The sequence below is a fragment of the Streptomyces sp. NPDC126499 genome, assembly GCF_040302485.1.
GTDB lineage: Bacteria > Actinomycetota > Actinomycetes > Streptomycetales > Streptomycetaceae > Streptomyces.
The window spans coordinates 111,864-129,155 of sequence record NZ_JBEOUO010000014.1 but is presented as its reverse complement, the minus strand read 5'-3'; the positions used below and the strand labels follow the sequence as shown (position 1 = coordinate 129,155).

Below are 17,292 nucleotides of genomic sequence, written 5' to 3'. Positions count from 1 at the left end.
GAGTCGGCCGCCGCTTGTGCGTGATCGTCAACGACACGACATTCACGGGCGGATACAGATGCGAACCACGAACACCCTCCGGCGCACGGCCATCGCCGTGCTCGCCGCGACGACCCTCGCCACCCTCCCCTTCGCGGCGGCGGGAACGGCCACCGCGCACACCACGGCCGCGCACACCACGGCCACCGCTCAGGCTCCCGCCTCCGCGTGGCGCGGTGCCTGGGCCACCTCGCCGCAGGCGCCGGGCGGGCTGTTCGGCCCCAACTGGTCGGAGCAGGGCTTCTCGAACCACACCGTCCGGCAGGTCGTCCGCGTGACGACCGGCGGCACCGCCGCCCGGATCGAGCTCTCCAACCGCTACGGCACCAAGCCGCTGCGGATCACCGGCGCGACGGTCGCCCGTACCGCCGAGGCAGGCGCCGTCAAGCCCGGCACGGTGCGCCACCTGACCTTCGGCCACGGCCGCTCCGCCACGATCCCCGTCGGCGGCACCCTGCTCAGCGACGGCGTGCCGTTCCGGCTGAAGGCCCTGGAGTCGGTCACCGTCACCCTCCATCTGGCGGGCGAGACCGGCCCGGCCACCTTCCACCGCTTCGCGGGCGCCACCAGCTACCGCGCCTCGGGCGACCACCGCTCCGACGTGTCCGGCGCCGCGTTCGGGGAGACCAGCACGTCCTGGTACTACCTGACGGGCGTCGAGGTCCTCGGGGGCCAGGCACCCCGCCGGGACACGATCGTCACCTTCGGCGACTCCATCACCGACGGCGTCGGCGGCACGAACGACGCCGACAACCGCTACCCCGACGAGCTGGCCGAACGCCTCGCCGCCGACGGCACCCCGCGCGCCGTCCTCAACCACGGCATCGGCGGCAACCAGGTCGTCAACGACACGACGTGGGCGGGCGAGAAGGGCATCGAGCGGTTCAAGAAGGACGTGCTGACCGAGCGCGGTGTGCGCACGGTCATCCTCCTGGAGGGCATCAACGACATCGGCGGCAGCGGCCCCTCCTTCCCCGGCGGTCCCACCCCCGAGGTCTCCGTCGAGCAGCTGATCGACGGCCACCGCGAACTGATACGCCAGGCCCACGCCAAGGGCATCAAGGTCGTCGGCGCGACCCTCACCCCGGTCAAGGGCTCCTTCTACTTCAGCCCGGCCAACGAGGCCAAGCGGGACGCCTTCAACGAGTGGGTCCGCACCTCCGGCGCGTACGACGCCGTGGTCGACTTCGACCGCGCCGTCGCCGACCCGGCCGACCCCGACCGCATCCTCCCCGCCTACGACTCCGGCGACCACCTCCACCCGGGCGACGCCGGCTACCGCGCGATGGCCGAGGCCCTCGACCTCGACACGCTGTGACGGCGGTGCCCCGGGCCCGCCCGCGCGGCCCGGGGCACCCCGCCCCTGTGACCTGACCTCCTACGACCCCAGGATCTCCGCCAGGAACTCGCCCGTCCACGCGAGCAGTTCCCGCCCCACCACCGGCTTCCCGCCGATCTTCCCGGTCGTCGGCCGCGGCACCAGGATCTGGTGGACGGCCGGCTTGATGACCGTGCGCGGATAGAGCCGCTTCAGGCGCAGCTCCTGCGACTCGCGCAACTCCACCGGCGCGAAGCGGATGTTGGGACCCTGCAGGACGATCTCGCCGACGCCGCACGCACGCGCGAGCATACGCAGCCCGGCCACCAGGAGCAGGTTCTCCACCGGCTCCGGCAGCTTGCCGTAGCGGTCGGTGAGCTCCTCCCGTACGGCCTTGATGTCCTCCTCGGTGTTGGCCGAGGCGATGGCCCGGTAGGCCTGGAGGCGCAGCCGCTCGCCCGGCGCGTAGTCGTGCGGGACGTGCGCGTCGACCGGGAGCTCGATCTTGACCTCCAGCGGCGGCTCCTCCTCCACGCCGCCCTCCAGCGAGGCCCGGTAGTCGGCCACGGCCTCGCCGACCATGCGGACGTACAGGTCGAAGCCGACGCCGGCGATGTGACCGGACTGCTCACCGCCGAGCAGGTTGCCCGCGCCGCGGATCTCCAGGTCCTTCATCGCCACGTACATGCCCGCGCCCATCTCGGTGTGCTGGGCGATGGTGGCGAGCCGCTCGTGGGCGGTCTCGGTCAGCGGTTTCTCCGGCGGGTAGAGGAAGTAGGCGTAGCCGCGCTCGCGGCCGCGGCCGACCCGGCCGCGCAGCTGGTGGAGCTGGGACAGGCCGAAGTTGTCGCCGCGTTCGACGATGAGGGTGTTGGCGTTGGAGATGTCGATGCCGGACTCGACGATCGTCGTCGACACCAGCACGTCGAACTTCTTCTCCCAGAAGTCGACCACGACCTGCTCCAGGGCCGACTCGCTCATCTGGCCGTGGGCGGTGGCGATCCGTGCCTCGGGCACGATCTCCCGCAGCCGGGCCGCGGCCCGGTCGATGGACTCGACCCGGTTGTGGATGTAGAAGACCTGGCCCTCGCGCAGCAGTTCACGGCGGATCGCGGCGCCGATCTGCTTCTCCTCGTACGGGCCGACGAAGGTGAGCACCGGGTGCCGCTCCTCCGGCGGGGTGGTGATCGTCGACATCTCGCGGATGCCGGTGACCGCCATCTCCAGGGTGCGCGGGATCGGGGTCGCGGACATCGTCAGCACGTCGACGTTGGCGCGGAGCTTCTTCAGCTGCTCCTTGTGCTCGACGCCGAAGCGCTGCTCCTCGTCGACGATGACCAGGCCCAGGTCCTTGAACGTGGTCTCGGAGGAGAACAGGCGGTGGGTGCCGATGACGACGTCCACGGAGCCGTCCTTCAGGCCCTCCAGCGTCGCCTTCGCCTCGGCGTCCGTCTGGAAGCGGGACAGGGCGCGGACGTTCACCGGGAACTGGCTGTAGCGCTCGGAGAAGGTGCCGAAGTGCTGCTGCACCAGCAGCGTGGTGGGGACGAGGACGGCGACCTGCTTGCCGTCCTGGACGGCCTTGAAGGCGGCCCGTACCGCGATCTCCGTCTTGCCGTAGCCGACGTCACCGCAGATCAGACGGTCCATGGGGACGGTCTTCTCCATGTCCTCCTTCACCTCGGCGATGGTGGACAGCTGGTCGGGCGTCTCCGCGTACGGGAAGGCGTCCTCCAGCTCCCGCTGCCAGGGGGTGTCGGGGCCGAAGGCGTGGCCGGGGGCGGCCATCCGCGCCGAGTACAGCTTGATGAGGTCGGCGGCGATCTCCTTGACCGCCTTCTTCGCGCGGGCCTTGGTCTTCGTCCAGTCGGCGCCGCCGAGCCGGTGCAGGGTCGGGGCCTCGCCGCCCACGTACTTGGTGACCTGCTCCAGCTGGTCGGTCGGGATGTACAGGCGGTCGCCGGGCTGGCCGCGCTTGGCGGGGGCGTACTCGACGAGCAGGTACTCGCGGGTGGCGCCCTGGACGGTCCGCTGGACCATCTCGATGTAGCGGCCGACGCCGTGCTGCTCGTGGACGATGTAGTCGCCGGCCTCCAGCGTCAGCGGGTCGATGGTCTTGCGCCGCTTGGCGGGCATCCGCTGCCCGTCCTTGCCGGCGGCCTTCTGCCCGGACAGGTCGGTCTCGGTCAGGACGGCGAGCCTGAGGCCCGGGTCGACGAAGCCGTGGTCGATGGAGCCGCAGGCCACGTGGACGACGGACGGGGAGATGTCGCTCAGGTCGGCGTCGAGGCGGGCGGCGATGCCCTCGCCGCCGAGGACCTCCACCGTGCGGGAGGCCGGGCCGTGCGCCTCCGTCACGTACACCGTGCGCCAGCCGTCGGCGAGCCAGCCCTTGGTGTCGGCGAGCGCGCGGGCGGTGTCGCCGCGGTACGACTCCGGGGCGCGCATGCCGAGCTTGAGCGTGTCGGCGTCCGTGTCGAGGCCGCTCTCGTCGGCCGCGAACGGCGACACCGACCACCACATCATGCCGAGCTCGCGCGCCCGGTCCCGTACGTCCGCGATCCCCCACAGGGAGGCGGCGCCGACGTCGATGGGGGCCTCGCCGCCGCCGGCCGTGGCCGCCCAGGACGCCTGCAGGAACTCCTGGGAGGTCGCCACCAGGTCGGCGGCCCGGGTGCGGACCCGCTCCGGGTCGCAGACGACGGCCATGGAGCCGGCGGGCAGGACGTCGAGCAGCAGCTCCATGTCGTCGACGAGGACCGGCGCGAGGGACTCCATGCCCTCGACGGCGATGCCCTCGGCGATCTTGTCGAGGAGCTCGGCGAGCTCGGGGTGCCGCTCGGCCAGCGCGCGGGCGCGGGCCCGTACCTCGTCGGTGAGCAGCAGCTCGCGGCAGGGCGGCGCCCACAGGCCGTGCTCGGCGACTTCCAGGGACCGCTGGTCGGCGACCTTGAAGTAGCGGATCTCCTCGACGTCGTCGCCCCAGAACTCGATGCGGAGCGGGTGTTCCTCGGTGGGCGGGAAGACGTCCAGGATGCCGCCGCGGACGGCGAACTCGCCGCGCTTCTCCACGAGCTCCACCCGGGAGTACGCGGCGGCCGCGAGGCCCGCGACGACCTCCTCCAGGTCCGCCGTCTGGCCGCTCCTGAGCGCGACCGGCTCCAGGTCGCCCAGGCCCTTGACCTGCGGCTGGAGCACGGAGCGGATGGGCGCGACGACCACGGAGACGGGGCCCGCGGCCGGGTCGTCGTCGCGCGGGTGGGCGAGGCGGCGCAGCACGGCGAGGCGGCGGCCGACGGTGTCGGAGCGGGGCGAGAGCCGTTCGTGCGGGAGGGTCTCCCAGGAGGGGTACTCGGCGACCGTGTCCGGGTCGAGGAGGGAGCGCAGGGCGGCGGCCAGGTCCTCGGCCTCCCGGCCGGTGGCGGTGACCGCGAGCACCGGCCGCCCGGCGTCGCGGGCCAGCGCGGCGACGGCGAAGGGGCGGGCGGCGGGCGGGCCGACCAGGTCGACATGCGTGCGGTTGCCGTCGCGGGCGGCCGTGACCGCCTCGGCGAGGGCCGCGTCTTCGACGACGACGTCAAGCAGACCGTGCAGGCTCATGGGTCTTCCATCCCGACAGTGGGCAACGCGAACCGCCCGACACGTCTCACGGGCCGGGGTCTCCACCCTACGACGCCCCACCGACACCCGCCGCCGAACGCGACCGGGGCGCGGCCCGCGGCGACCACCTGGGGCGACCGCCAGGCACACCGCATGGCAGCACCAGAGGCGACCGCCAGGCACATCCCTCGGCAGCACCCGGGGCGCCCCCGACGACCATCGGGGGCGCCCCCGACGAGCGCCCCCGGGGCGCCCCGCCGCGAGCGAGGCGCCCCGGGGGCCGAGGCGTGGTGCTACTCGGTCGCGATCGCGTTCAGGACGTTCATCCGGCCCGCCCGGAACGCCGGGATCAGGGCCGCGAACAGGCCCACGAACGCCGAGCCCGCGAAGACCGCCAGGATCGTCGGCCAGGGGATCTCCAGGACGCCCAGGCCCTCCAGGGCCAGGAGCTTCTGGGCGGCGGTGCCCCAGCCCATGCCGAGGCCGAGTCCGAGCAGCGCGCCGAAGAGGGCGATGACCACGGACTCCAGGCGGATCATGCGGCGCAGCTGGCGACGCGAGAGGCCGATGGCCCGCATGAGGCCGATCTCCCGGGTGCGCTCGACGACCGACAGGGCGAGGGTGTTCACGACCCCGAGCACGGCGACGACGATGGCGAGGGCGAGCAGCCCGTACACGATGTTGAGCAGCTGGCCGACCTGGTCCTTGAGGGTCTTCTTGTAGTCGGCCTGGTCGGCGACCTTGTACTGCGGGTAGGGCTTCAGGGCGTCCTTCAGGGCCTGGTAGGCGGCCGTCTCCTGGCCGTCCTTCGCCGTACCGAAGACGATCGTGCTGCGGGGCATCCGGTCGTCCGGCAGGTGGCGCGCGACCGTCGTGATGTTCGTGTACATCACGCCCTTGTCGATGTTGTTGTCGTCGGAGGTGATCGCGGCGATGCGCAGCACCGCCCGCTGCCCGCCGTGGAAGGCGACGGTGAGCCGGTCGCCGACCTTGACGCCGTGCTCGGCGGCGTAGGCGCTGCCGACGGACATCGCGCCCGGCCCGTAGGCGTCGGTGAGCGTCCCGGCGGTGGTGTCGCGGCGCACGTCCTTCGCGTACGTGGGGTCGGCGGCGACCAGGCCGGTCTTCTTCGCCTTGCCGCGCGGGTCGGTGACGGTGGCCTCGACCCACTTGTACTCGGTGACGTGGTCCAGGCCGGGTGTCTTCTCGATGGCGGCCTGCGCCTGCGGCACGATCGGCTGGCCGTTGGTCGCCTGGACGATGAAGTCGGCGCCGACGGACCGGTCGAGCTCCTCGGTGGCCGAGGCGACCATGGAGGAGCCGACCACCGACAGGCAGGCGACGAGCGCGAGACCGATCATCAGGGCGGCGCCGGTGGCTCCGGTACGGCGCGGGTTGCGCAGCGCGTTGCGTTCGGCCATGCGGCCGACGGGGCCGAAGACGCGCAGCACGACGGCGCCGAGGACCCGGACGACGCCGCCCGCGAGGAGCGGGCCGATGACGACGAAGCCGAGGAGGGACAGGACGACGCCGAGGCCGAGCCAGAGCGAGCCCGCGCCGGCCTTCTCGGCCTGGGTGGCCGTCCACAGCGCGGCGGCGCCGGCGGCGGTCAGGAGCAGGCCGACGGCGGCGCGCACCTTGCCGGCGCGGCCGTCGGCGGGGGTGCCGGCGTCGCGCAGGGCGGCCATCGGGGACACCTTCCCGGCCCGGCGGGCGGGCACGAAGGCGGCGAGGACGGTGACGACGACACCGAGGACGAGGCCGGTGACGGGGGTGGTCCAGCGGACGGTGAGGTCCTGGGTGGACAGCTCCATGCCCATCGACGTCATGATCTCCATCAGGCCGACGGCGAGTCCGACGCCCGCCGCGACGCCGGCGAGGGAGCCGACGACGCCGAGGAGCAGGGCCTCGACGAGCACGGACCGGTTGACCTGGCCGCGGCTCGATCCGATGGCCCGCATGAGGCCGATCTCGCGGGTGCGCTGGGCGACCAGCATGGAGAAGGTGTTGACGATGAGGAAGATGCCGACGAGGAAGGCGATGCCGGCGAAGCCGAGCATGGCGTACTTCATGACGTCGAGGAAGCCGGCGACGTCCTCGCGGCCGGCGTCGGTGGCCTCGGCGGCGGTCTGCAGCTGGTAGCCGGAGCCGAGCTTCGCGGCGATGGCCGCCTTCAGCTTCTCGTCGCTGACGCCGGGCGCGGCGTCGACGCTGACCTGCGTGAACAGGCCCTCCTTGCCGAGGAGTTCGCGCTGGGCGGTGGCGGTGTCGTACCAGACGACGGTGGCGCCGGGGTTGGTCACCTTGAAGGCGGCGATGCCGGAGATCCGGGCGGTGAAGTCGCCGGTGACGGCGATGGTGCGCAGCTCGTCGCCGATCTTCAGCCGGTGCTTGTCGGCGGTGGCCTCGTCGACGACGACGTCGGTGGGGCCGCGCGGTTCGTGGCCGGAGGCGATCTCGACCGACCGCAGCTCGTTGGGCGACCAGTTTCCGGCGATGGTCGGCGCGCCGGAGGTCGGGCCGATGTTCTCGTCGCGGGAGTCGACGACGGTGACGGACATCGACACGACGCCGCCCTGGACGGCACGGACGCCCTCGACGCTCCTGACCTGGTCGGCCACGGAGGCGGGCAGGGCGGCGGGGCGGCCGTTCCGCGGTATCTCGTCGTTCGCGGCGGCGTCCTTCGGACTGACGGTGACGTCGGACGCGGTGGTGGCGAAGAGCTTGTCGAAGGTGGTGTTCATGGTGTCGCTGAACACCAGGGTGCCGCAGACGAAGGCGACGGAGAGCAGGACGGCCACGGCGGACAGCGCCATGCGGCCCTTGTGCGCGAGGAAGCTGCGCAGGGAGGTCTTCAGGACGGTCATGACGTGCGCCCCCGGGCGTCGAAGTCGGGGGTCTGGGGGTGTCCCCCGGAGAAGAGGAGCATGCGGTCGAGGACCTGCTCGGCGGTCGGCGCGTACATCTCGTCGACGATCCGGCCGTCGGCGAGGTAGAGGACGCGGTCGGCGTAGGAGGCGGCGACGGGGTCGTGGGTGACCATGACGATGGTCTGGCCGAGCTCGTCGACGGACTGCCGCAGGAAGCCGAGGACTTCGGCCCCGGCGCGCGAGTCGAGGTTGCCGGTCGGCTCGTCGCCGAAGATGATCTCGGGCCGCGCGGCGAGCGCGCGGGCCACGGCGACGCGCTGCTGCTGGCCGCCGGACAGCTGGTTGGGCCGGTGCTTCAGGCGCTCGCCGAGGCCGACGGTGTCGACGACCCGCCGCAGCCACTCCTGGTCGGGCTTGCGGCCGGCGATGTCCATGGGCAGCGTGATGTTCTCCAGGGCGTTCAGGGTGGGCAGCAGGTTGAACGCCTGGAAGATGAACCCGATCCGGTCGCGCCGGAGTTGCGTCAGCTTCTTGTCCTTCAGACCGGTGATCTCGGTGTCACCGAGGAAGATCTGGCCGCCGCTGACGGTGTCGAGACCGGCGAGGCAGTGCATGAGCGTGGACTTGCCGGAGCCGGAGGGCCCCATGATGGCCGTGAACCGGCCTCGTGCGATGTCCACGTCGACGTGGTCCAGCGCGACGACCCGGGTCTCCCCGGAGCCGTACGCCTTGACGACCTGCCGCGCCCGCGCGGCGACGGCCGTCCGCTCTCCCGTGTCCCCGTGCCTGGGGACGCTCACAGCCGAAGTCACGGTATGTCTCCTAAAGAGGGGTAGAGGTGGGCGCGGTCGATGTCCGCGTTCGAGTCTGTCCGGGTGGCGGGGGCCGGGGCACTGGTGCCCGGCGCAGTCTTCGCCCTGGGGTTGTCCGTAAGAACAAGCTAAGGACAGCCGGGCCCCCGGCTCGTCCTCCGCCGGGACGAACGGCCCCTGGACCGAATGGGGGAGGCACCCCTAGGGGTTCCTCCTCCCCCGGTCCGAGTGAGAGGCTGCCCCGGGCGCACTTAGATGTACGAAGCATCCGACGGGTCGGAGAGAGGGGCGGGGCCGGATGGCCGAGGCGACCACGGGGAGGGCGGCGCCGCCGAGGGCGGGCGCCACACGGCGCGGGCCGGTCGTCGCCGCGCTGATGCTGGGCATGGCGCTCGCCGCGCTCGACGGCACGATCGTCGCCACGGCCGTGCCGCAGATCGTCGGCGACCTCGGCGGCCTGTCGGTCTTCTCCTGGCTGTTCTCCGGCTATCTGCTCGCCGTGACGGTGACGCTGCCGGTGTACGGGAAGCTCAGCGACACCTTCGGGCGCAAGCCGGTCCTGATCGCGGGCATCGTGCTCTTCCTGGTCGGCTCCCTGCTGTGCGCCTCCGCCTGGAACATGGGCTCCCTGATCGCCTTCCGCGTGGTCCAGGGCCTGGGCGGCGGCGCCCTCCAGGGCACGGTCCAGACGCTCGCCGCCGACCTCTACCCGCTGAAGGAACGTCCCCGCATCCAGGCCCGGCTCTCCTCCGTGTGGGCCACCTCCGCCGTGGCGGGCCCGGCGGCGGGCGGCCTGCTCGCCGGGTACGCGGACTGGCGCTGGATCTTCCTGATCAACCTGCCGGTGGGGGCGGCGGCGCTGTGGCTGATCGCCCGCCACCTGGTCGAACCGGGCCGCCGCCCGGCGCCGGGGGCGGGTCCCGTACGGGGCGCGGCGGACGGGCCCGTACGGGGTGGCGTGACCGGAACGGGGGTCGAGGCGGGTCCCGTACGGGGTGGGGCGGACGGGCCCGTACGGGGTGGCGTGACCGGAACGGGGGTCGAGGCGGGTCCCGTACGGGGTGGGGCGGCCGAGCCCGTACGGGACCGGGGTGCGGACCGGTCCGGCCGGCGGCCCGGGTGGTGGTGGCCCGTGCGGTGGTGGCCCCGGCGGTCACCGCGGTCCGGGGCGGCCCGGCCGCGGGTCTCCGTCGACTGGGCCGGCGCCCTCGCCATCTTCGGCACCGGCACCCTCCTGCTGACCGCCCTCGTCCAGGGCGGAGTCGCCTGGCCCTGGCTGTCGGCGCCCTCGCTCGGCCTGTTCGGCGGGTCGGCCGCGCTCGCCGCGCTGACCGTCCTCATCGAACGCCGGGCCGCGGAACCGATCATCCCCGGCTGGGTGTGGCGCCGCCGCACCATCGCCGCCGTCAACGTGGCCCTCGGCGCGCTCGGGCTGCTCATGGTCGCGCCGACCGTCTTCCTGCCCACGTACGCGCAGGCCGTGCTCGGCCTCGGCCCGATCGCCGCCGGTTTCGTGCTCTCCGCGATGACCCTGAGCTGGCCGGTCACGGCCGCCCTCTCCAACCGGGTCTACACCCGCATCGGCTTCCGCCAGACCGCCCTGCTCGGCATGGGCCTCGCGCTCCTGGTGCTGCTCGCGTTCCCGCTGCTGCCCTTCCCCGGCGAGCCGTGGCAGCCGGCGCTGCTGATGCTGCTGCTCGGCGGGGCGCTCGGCTTCTTCCAGCTGCCGCTGATCGTCGGGGTCCAGTCGACCGTCCCCTACGAGGAACGGGGCACGACCACCGCCTCCGTCCTCTTCGTCCGCCAGGTCGGCCAGAGCGTCGGCGCGGCCCTGTTCGGCGCCGTCGCCAACGGGGTCCTGGCCGCGCGGCTCGGCGAGGGAAGCGGTGGGGGCACTGGAGGCGGAGGAGGCGCGGACCTGGACGGGCTGGTCCGCGCCCTGGAGACCCCGGGCGCGCTCACCGGCCCGGCCGCCGACCATCTGCGCCGGGCGGTCGACGCGGCCGTCGACTACGTCCACCTCGGCGCCGCGGCCGCCGCCGCCCTCGCCATCCTGGCCCTGCTCACCCTCGCGCCGCGCCGCTTCCCGGTCCTGGAGGACGGCGAGCGCGGGGACCGGGACGAGGACGCCTCTTGAGGGCGCCCTGACCCCCGCCTCCGACGCCCGGAAGGGCCGGGACCGGACTCCGGTCCCGGCCCTTCCGGGTTCTTCGCGGGTTGTCCCGGGTTCCTCCGGACCTCACCGGCCCTCCGGGGCCTCCGAGTCCGCCGCAACCTCCGCGTCCTTCGCGTCCTTCACGCCGTCGGCGTCGGCGTCGGTGACAGTGCCGGTGTCAGTGTTGGCGTCGGCGTCGTCCGGCCGCGCCTCGCCCTCCCGGGCCTCGGGCTTCTCCGGCCCCGGGCCCCCCACGCGGCCCGTCAGAGCCGCGAGCGAGGAGCGGATGTGCTCCATGTGCGAGTGGATCTCGTCGCGGGCCTCTTCGTGCTCGCGCAGCACCCGCTCGGTCTCGCGCTCGATCCGCTCCCGCTTCAGACGCGCCTCCGCGAGCAGCTCGGCCGCCTTCGCCTCGGCGTCCTCCTGGCCGTGCCGGGCGGCCTCCTCGGTCCTGGCCAGGGCGCGCCGGGCCTCCGCGAGGCGGCCCTCCGCCTCGGCGATCAGCTCGTCGTTCCGGGCGTCCAGCTCGGCCGCGGCCGCCTGCGCCGCGCGCTCCGCCTCGTCCCGTACGGCACGCTGCTCCTCGCGCTGCCGGGCGAGCAGCTCCTCGCCGCGCCGGGCGGTCTCCTCCGCGTACGCGCGCGCCGCGTCCCTGGCGCCCTCCGCGTCCCGGCCGGCGACGGTACGCAGCTCGCCGGCGCGCTCCTCGGCCCGCTCCAGAGTGGCGCGGGCCGCCTCGTCGGCCGCCGCGCGCACCTCTTCCGCGTAGGCGCGGGCCGCCTCCCGGGCCTCGCGTGCGGCCACGTCGGCCGCCTCGGCGAGCTCCTGCGCCTCGCCCTCCGCGGCCCGTACAAGCCGCTCGTCCTCCTGCTCCGCGAGCTCCAGGATCTTCTGCGCGGCCTCGCCGAGGGACTCGTACCGCTGCGGCTTCAGACCCGCGACCACCTCCCGCAGCCGCGCCAGCTCCTCCGCCATCTCCTCGGCGAGCACGGTCAGCCGCTCGGCCCGCTCCACGGCACCGTCGCGCTCCTCGGACAGCGCGGCGAGGTAGGTGTCGACCTGCTCCGGGCGGTAGCCCCGGCCCCGTCCGAACGCGAAACCCATCCCTGACGCCCCTTCCCTCACGAGCTTCTGACCTGTGCGCACTCCGCGCCGCCCCTCCAGGATGCGCCATAAGAACGGACAAAAGACGCCCGACGTGAGCACACACCGAGCGCCTTTGGTCACATCCCGTCTACGGGCCGACCGACTACAGCAGACCGTCCCACATCTGCTCCAGGAGCACCGACCACCAGTTCTCCGGCGACGACAGCGCCGCCGGATCCAGCATCGCCAACTGCGCCTGGAAATCGACCGTCCACCGGCCCGCCTGCTCCGGGTTCAGCCCGAACCGCAGCCGCCACATCCGGCCGAGCAGCGCCAGGCAGCGCACGAACTCCGGCAGCCCGGTGTTCACGAACTGCGGCGGCACCGGCTGCCCGCCCGGACCCGCCTCCACCGGTACGGCGACGATGTGCGCCGTCCCGTACTGGACACAGATCGCCCGGCCGAAGTCCGAACCCAGCACCAGATACGAGCTCGCGTCCGACGCCGGCTGCACCTGACGCTGCGCCGCCAGCTCCGCCAGCGTCGGCACCACCGGCATCGCCGGCTGCGCCCAGAAGAACGGCCCGAAGTCGGCCGGCAGACCCGCCCACACGAGCGTCACCGCCAGCAGCTCCGGCACACCCTGCCTCGACACCGCCCGCTGGTCGAAGCGCAGGATGCCCGGACCGAACGCCCCGGCCAGCTCCTGCGCCACCGCGTCCGGCGGCAGCGGCGGCGCCGGCTGCACCTGCGGCAGCGGCGCCCGCACCGGCGCGGGCCGCGCCGGGCCGTCCGCGACCTGGTGCAACTCGCCCTGGTGCGTCAGCAGTTGACGCATGCCCTGCTGACGGCCCGCGTGATCACGGCCGTACGGCGCGATGTTGGTGATCCGCGCCTGCGGCCAGGTCTCCCGGATCATCCGCGCGCAGTAACCGCCCGGCAGCTCACAGGACTCCAGCTCCGTGTGCAGTTCGAGCACCTGCTGCGGCGGCACGTTCATCGCACGCAGCTCGTGCAGGATCTGCCACTCGGGGTGCGGCGTGCCCGGCGCGGAGCGGCGGATGATCTGCTGCTCCGAACCGTCGGGCGCGCGGTAGCGCAGCACGGCCTGGTAGCCCGGACCCACGGTCGGCACGCCCGTCGGCTGCGGCTGCGGATAGCCGTAGGCCGGCGGCGCGGGCGCGCCGAGGGGCGCGGGCGCGGGTCCCGGCGGCGGAGGCGGCCCGAGGGGACCGGCCTGGCCCGGGTGCGCCAGCATCGTCGCGGCGTGCGCCACACCACCGGGCGGCGTACCGGCACCGGCACCCGGCACACCCGGCGGCGGAGGCGGAGGCGGCGGAGCACCCGGACCACTCTGACCCGGCTGCCCGGCCTGGCTCGGATGCGCCAGCATCGTCGCGGCGTGCGCCACACCGCCCGGCGGCGTACCGGCACCGGCACCCGGCACACCCGGCGGCGGAGGCGGAGGCGGCGGAGCACCCGGACCACTCTGACCCGGCTGACCGACCTGGCTCGGATGCGCCAGCATCGTCGCGGCCTGGTGCACGGCGGGCGGCGGCGTCGACCCGGGCGGGGCCGGAGGGGCGGGGGGCCCGGGAGGTCCAGGAGGGGCCGGCGGGCCGGGAGGCTGCGGGCCGTCGGGCCCGAGCTGCGACACCAGCTGCGTCCGCACATAGCCACCGGGCGGCGGCGTCTGCGCCTTGCTGGTCGCCGCGTCGGCGATGTCGGCGGCCCCGGGAGCGGACGGAACGGGAGGCGCGGGGGGAACGGCAGCCGCGGGGGGCGTGGGCGGCGCCATCGGAGGGGTCGCGGGAACGGCGGGCGCGGACGGCGGCGCGGGCGGAACCTGCGGGCCGCCCTGTCCGAACGTGCCGTCCGTGTTCAGCCGCGGCGCGATCGCGGTCGGCGGCAGCGCGCTGCCGCCCTTCATCAGCGCCGTGGGCGCGTCCGGGCCCACCGACGGCGGCGGCGCGTCCTCGTCGTCCGCCCCCGACAGGGGCGGCGCGAACACCGTCGCCGGCAACGGCACGGCGCCGTCGGCACCGCCCACGCTGGCGTTCGCGTCGGCCCAGGGGCTCTGCGCGGGCACGCCGTCCGAAGCGGTCGGTTCATGGCCGTCCTCGGCGGCACCCGAAGCCGCCGCCCACGGCGCGTCCGACACCTCCGGCGCGGCCTCGCCGGCACCGTCGCCGGCGTCCGCCGACGCGTCGGCGGACGCACCGGACCCGGACCCGGACCCGTCACCGGACCCGGCCCCTGCGGAACCACCCACGGACGAAGCACCGTCCGAAGCGGCCTCCCACGGCGCGGCCGACACCTCCGGCAGGGAGTCCCCGGCCGAGCCCGTGGCGAGGGCCCCGGTCCCGGCGAACGCCCCGTCGGCCGACGGGCTCTCGGCGGACGGCCCGCCGACGGACGAGCCCCCGACGGACGGCGCCCCGGAAGCGGCACCCGAAGCCGCCGCCCCGGCACCAGGCTCCCCAACACCGGACACCCCGGCACCAGGCTCTCCGGCACCAGGCTCCCCAGCCCCCGGCGCCACCGGCGCAGCCTCCGGCAGCGCGCCCGCGGGAGCCGTACCCGTACCCTCGCCGCCGCCGCTCCCGCCGCCGCCCGGCATCGGCAGCGGCGGCGTGTGCGAGGCCGACTCCGGCGACGCGTCCGCGGCCGCCTGGGACGCGTTCGAGGCCACCGGCGGAAGACCGATCTTGTCCGCCGCCTCCTGCAGCCACTCCGGCGGACTCAGCAGGAACGACGTCTGGTTCAGATCGACCCGCGCCGCCTGGGCCGGAACCGGAGCCGCCGCCTCCGCGGCCGCCGCCCCGTACTCCTCCTCATAACGGCGGATCACCTCACCCACCGGCAACCCCGGCCACAACGTCGCCTCGCCACTGTCCCGCGCGATGACCAGACGCTGCCGGCCCCCGTCCGGAGTCGGCGCCTCCGCCCGGTCCTCCGCCCACACCACGAAACCGAGACCGAACTCCCGCACCCGCACCTCACGATGCAGATACGCCGGCACATCGCCGTTGATCCACTCCTCGGCACGCTCCTGCGCCTGCGCGAACGTCACCACAGCCAGCTCACTCCCCCACCGGGACCACGGGCACGGCACGCGCGAAGCCACCGTCCACCATCAGATTCGCCACCGTCTCCAGCTCCGGCGGACTGCCCGCCAACCGCTGCAAGAACGCGTCGAAATCCTCACCACAGGGCAGCAGCAACCGCTCCACCCGCTCGTTCACCGTCCAGCCGGCCGCCACCTCGCCACCGTCCCGCGCGTCGTCATACGCACAGAACCACACCGAGCCGACCGCCTCGCCCTTCACCTTCACCGCGAGCAGACCGCCCTGCACGAAGGCCACACCCAGGAAGTCCTTCGTCAGATGATCACGAAGACACTTGTTGACGTACACCAGGTCATTGACCCCCGCCTCCTCACGCACCGTGAAGAACGGCTGGTCCACCAGAAGCCCCAGCTCCGCGTCCAGCGCCGTACCCACCGGCGCACAACCACCCGCCGCCTTCAAGAACGCGCGATACGCACCCGGCAGCCGGTACCCCAGATCCTCCTCCACCCCCTGCACCTGCTGCTCCGACACCGCCGCCCCGCGCTTCGGCAACCGGAAATGCACCGGCCGGGTCTCCTGCAACGGCCGCGTACCCCGCTTCGACTGGTCCACCGACCCCGCCGTCGCCACCCCGCCGTGATGCCGCAGCAGCGCCTTCACCTCGACCGGAACCAGCTCAAGCCGCCGCGAATGCGCCACGTGATGCCACGTCCAGCCATGCGGCGTCGCCACCGCCGGAATCGTGTCCCACAGCTCATGACCCGTCGCCGCCAACGCCGCGTTCGCCGACACGTAATCCGTCAGGCGCAGCTCGTCGACCCCGAAACCCTCCGGAGGATCCGCGATCTCCGCCGCCGCACGCGCGTACGGAGAGAAATCCGGGTAGCCGCGCTCGTCCACCCGCACCCCTCGCGGATGACGGGAAGCCCGGACCGGATCCGGGAAGTGCACGACCTGCCCGGCGTACGCCGCGTTCGGCGGCACGGTGTCCTGGCCGAGCCGACCTGTCGTCATGGCGGTTGCCCCCTGAGTGGCTGCTGTGGCGTCTGCCGCGTGGCTTCTACTGGTACCTCGTACCGGCTGGTCCGCACAGCCTAAGCGGTGCCCCCACCGCACCACCCGGCCAGATGCCGGCCGACCACCCCCACCCCGCCCACGGTGACCAACTGTCACGACGACATGACAGCACCGCCATGATTCCGACACACCGAAAGCACGTTTCCACGCCCCAGCTTCCCCATCGGGCACCCCGTTTGGCAGGCTGTTCACGCAACTCGGGGGATTGCAGGAGGGGAAGACGAGCACCATGCACGCAAGCACGACACCGGCACCACCACCCACACAGGGTGACCCACGCCTCAACTGGGGCAGCGACGCCGACACCCACCGCGCCCCCTTACTGCGCCACCGCCGAGACGGAATCCTGCCCACCGTCGGCGCGGCCCTCTCCGTCCGCGGCGAAACACTCACCTGCACCGCCGCCCGCGGCGACCAGCCGCCCGTCCTGCACCCACTCGTCCAGGACTTCCTCGACACCCTCACCAGCGGCCAGCGCGAACGCTTCACCGGACGCTGCCCCGAAGCGATCCTGCTCTCCCGGCACCTCACCGCCGCCGAGCACGCACGCTCCAAACGCGCCCAGCGCAAACCACTCACCCACAGCGAGGCCCGCCGCTCCCTCAAGCACGCCAAACTCACCGCCCGCCGCATCCGCGAGGACGGCGACCCGCTCCACGGCAGCTACGCCCCGCCCTGCCGCTCCTGTACGGCCATGCTCGCCCACTTCGGAGTCCGCACCGTCGACCCCACCAGCGCCCAGAACGGCTGAACCCGACCCCCATGCCCGACCTCAACAGCACCCGCTTCCCCGTCAACGTCGACGCCGCCCTCCGCGAAGCCGGCTGGCAACCCGGCCGCTGGGACATCAAACTCGCCGAACAATGGGCCGACACCCTCCGCGGCCACGTCTCCCCCGCCGGACACCGCCACACCGTCTTCCCCGCCGTCGTCGAAGCCTGGGCCGAATTCGGCGGCCTCCACATCACCGCCCCCGGCCACGGCCGCCAGATAGCACCCGCGACCGTACGCATCGACCCCCTCGCCGGGCTCCACCTCGCCCGCACCCTCGGCGACCTCGGCCGCGCCCTCCACACCGAGCTCGCCCCCCTCGGCGAGGAAACCGACCACGACGAACAGCGCGCCATCCTCGCCATGGACATCGAAGGACGCGTCTACAGCGTCGACCACACCGGCGACTGGTACCTCGGCCGGGACATCGACACCGCCCTGAGCACCCTCATCACCGGCACCCAGCCCACCCGCCTCGTCCAGGCCCCCTGAC

Annotated in this window: 10 protein-coding genes; 4 read left to right on the top strand and 6 right to left on the bottom strand. The window is 73.6% G+C overall.

Features of this window, described 5'->3' with window-relative positions:
- Positions 1 to 58 precede the first annotated feature (58 nt).
- Positions 59 to 1,357 (top strand): SGNH/GDSL hydrolase family protein, encoded by a 1,299-nt coding sequence (locus ABTZ91_RS21870; RefSeq protein WP_352078856.1) that lies wholly within the window; start codon positions 59 to 61, stop codon positions 1,355 to 1,357.
- 60 nt (positions 1,358 to 1,417) lie between these two features.
- Here the strand turns inward: ABTZ91_RS21870 and mfd are convergent, their stop codons facing one another.
- The 3 genes from mfd to ABTZ91_RS21855 all read right to left on the bottom strand — a co-directional run bounded on the left by mfd (position 1,418) and on the right by ABTZ91_RS21855 (position 8,639).
- Positions 1,418 to 4,957: a transcription-repair coupling factor gene (mfd, locus tag ABTZ91_RS21865; protein WP_352078855.1), complete on the bottom strand. Its 3,540-nt coding sequence runs from the start codon at positions 4,955 to 4,957 to the stop codon at positions 1,418 to 1,420.
- Positions 4,958 to 5,250: 293 nt separating this feature from the next.
- Positions 5,251 to 7,824, bottom strand: a complete 2,574-nt coding sequence (locus ABTZ91_RS21860) for an FtsX-like permease family protein (protein WP_352078854.1) — start codon at positions 7,822 to 7,824, stop codon at positions 5,251 to 5,253.
- Positions 7,821 to 8,639 (bottom strand): ABC transporter ATP-binding protein, encoded by an 819-nt coding sequence (locus ABTZ91_RS21855; RefSeq protein WP_352078853.1) that lies wholly within the window; start codon positions 8,637 to 8,639, stop codon positions 7,821 to 7,823. Before ABTZ91_RS21855 ends, ABTZ91_RS21860 begins: the two co-directional genes overlap by 4 nt.
- A 298-nt stretch (positions 8,640 to 8,937) precedes the next feature.
- Between ABTZ91_RS21855 and ABTZ91_RS21850 the strand changes: the two genes are divergently transcribed.
- On the top strand, positions 8,938 to 10,776 hold the full coding sequence (locus tag ABTZ91_RS21850; RefSeq protein ID WP_407078005.1) for an MFS transporter: 1,839 nt from the start codon (positions 8,938 to 8,940) through the stop codon (positions 10,774 to 10,776).
- Positions 10,777 to 10,878: 102 nt separating this feature from the next.
- Here ABTZ91_RS21850 and ABTZ91_RS21845 read toward each other — a convergent pair whose 3' ends face one another.
- From ABTZ91_RS21845 to ABTZ91_RS21835, 3 genes are all read right to left on the bottom strand, one after another.
- Positions 10,879 to 11,898, bottom strand: coding sequence for a cellulose-binding protein (locus tag ABTZ91_RS21845; RefSeq protein ID WP_352078852.1), 1,020 nt, complete (start codon positions 11,896 to 11,898; stop codon positions 10,879 to 10,881).
- Positions 11,899 to 12,043: 145 nt separating this feature from the next.
- Positions 12,044 to 14,956 carry an SUKH-4 family immunity protein gene (locus ABTZ91_RS21840; protein WP_352078851.1) on the bottom strand — a complete coding sequence of 971 codons (2,913 nt, stop codon included), beginning with the start codon at positions 14,954 to 14,956 and terminating at the stop codon, positions 12,044 to 12,046.
- Positions 14,957 to 14,963: 7 nt separating this feature from the next.
- Positions 14,964 to 15,965: an HNH endonuclease gene (locus ABTZ91_RS21835; protein ID WP_352078850.1), complete on the bottom strand. Its 1,002-nt coding sequence runs from the start codon at positions 15,963 to 15,965 to the stop codon at positions 14,964 to 14,966.
- A 292-nt stretch (positions 15,966 to 16,257) separates the two neighbouring features.
- On the opposite strand from ABTZ91_RS21835, the gene ABTZ91_RS21830 reads away from it, so the two are divergent.
- Together ABTZ91_RS21830 and ABTZ91_RS21825 are read left to right on the top strand one after the other, a co-directional pair.
- Positions 16,258 to 16,779 carry a YwqJ-related putative deaminase gene (locus tag ABTZ91_RS21830; RefSeq protein ID WP_352078849.1) on the top strand — a complete coding sequence of 174 codons (522 nt, stop codon included), beginning with the start codon at positions 16,258 to 16,260 and terminating at the stop codon, positions 16,777 to 16,779.
- A gap of 11 nt (positions 16,780 to 16,790) precedes the next feature.
- Positions 16,791 to 17,291: an SUKH-3 domain-containing protein gene (locus tag ABTZ91_RS21825; protein WP_352078848.1), complete on the top strand. Its 501-nt coding sequence runs from the start codon at positions 16,791 to 16,793 to the stop codon at positions 17,289 to 17,291.
- The last annotated feature ends 1 nt before the right edge of the window (position 17,292 follow it).

What these genes read in the sequence shown, in the direction of transcription:
- ABTZ91_RS21870 (WP_352078856.1), top strand. Translation starts at nt 59, where the DNA reads ATGCGAACCACGAACACCCTCCGGCGCACGGCCATCGCCGTGCTCGCC.
- mfd (WP_352078855.1), bottom strand. Translation starts at nt 4,957, where the DNA reads ATGAGCCTGCACGGTCTGCTTGACGTCGTCGTCGAAGACGCGGCCCTC.
- ABTZ91_RS21860 (WP_352078854.1), bottom strand. Translation starts at nt 7,824, where the DNA reads ATGACCGTCCTGAAGACCTCCCTGCGCAGCTTCCTCGCGCACAAGGGC.
- ABTZ91_RS21850 (WP_407078005.1), top strand. Translation starts at nt 8,938, where the DNA reads ATGGCCGAGGCGACCACGGGGAGGGCGGCGCCGCCGAGGGCGGGCGCC.
- ABTZ91_RS21845 (WP_352078852.1), bottom strand. Translation starts at nt 11,898, where the DNA reads ATGGGTTTCGCGTTCGGACGGGGCCGGGGCTACCGCCCGGAGCAGGTC.
- ABTZ91_RS21835 (WP_352078850.1), bottom strand. Translation starts at nt 15,965, where the DNA reads ATGACGACAGGTCGGCTCGGCCAGGACACCGTGCCGCCGAACGCGGCG.
- ABTZ91_RS21830 (WP_352078849.1), top strand. Translation starts at nt 16,258, where the DNA reads ATGCACGCAAGCACGACACCGGCACCACCACCCACACAGGGTGACCCA.
- ABTZ91_RS21825 (WP_352078848.1), top strand. Translation starts at nt 16,791, where the DNA reads ATGCCCGACCTCAACAGCACCCGCTTCCCCGTCAACGTCGACGCCGCC.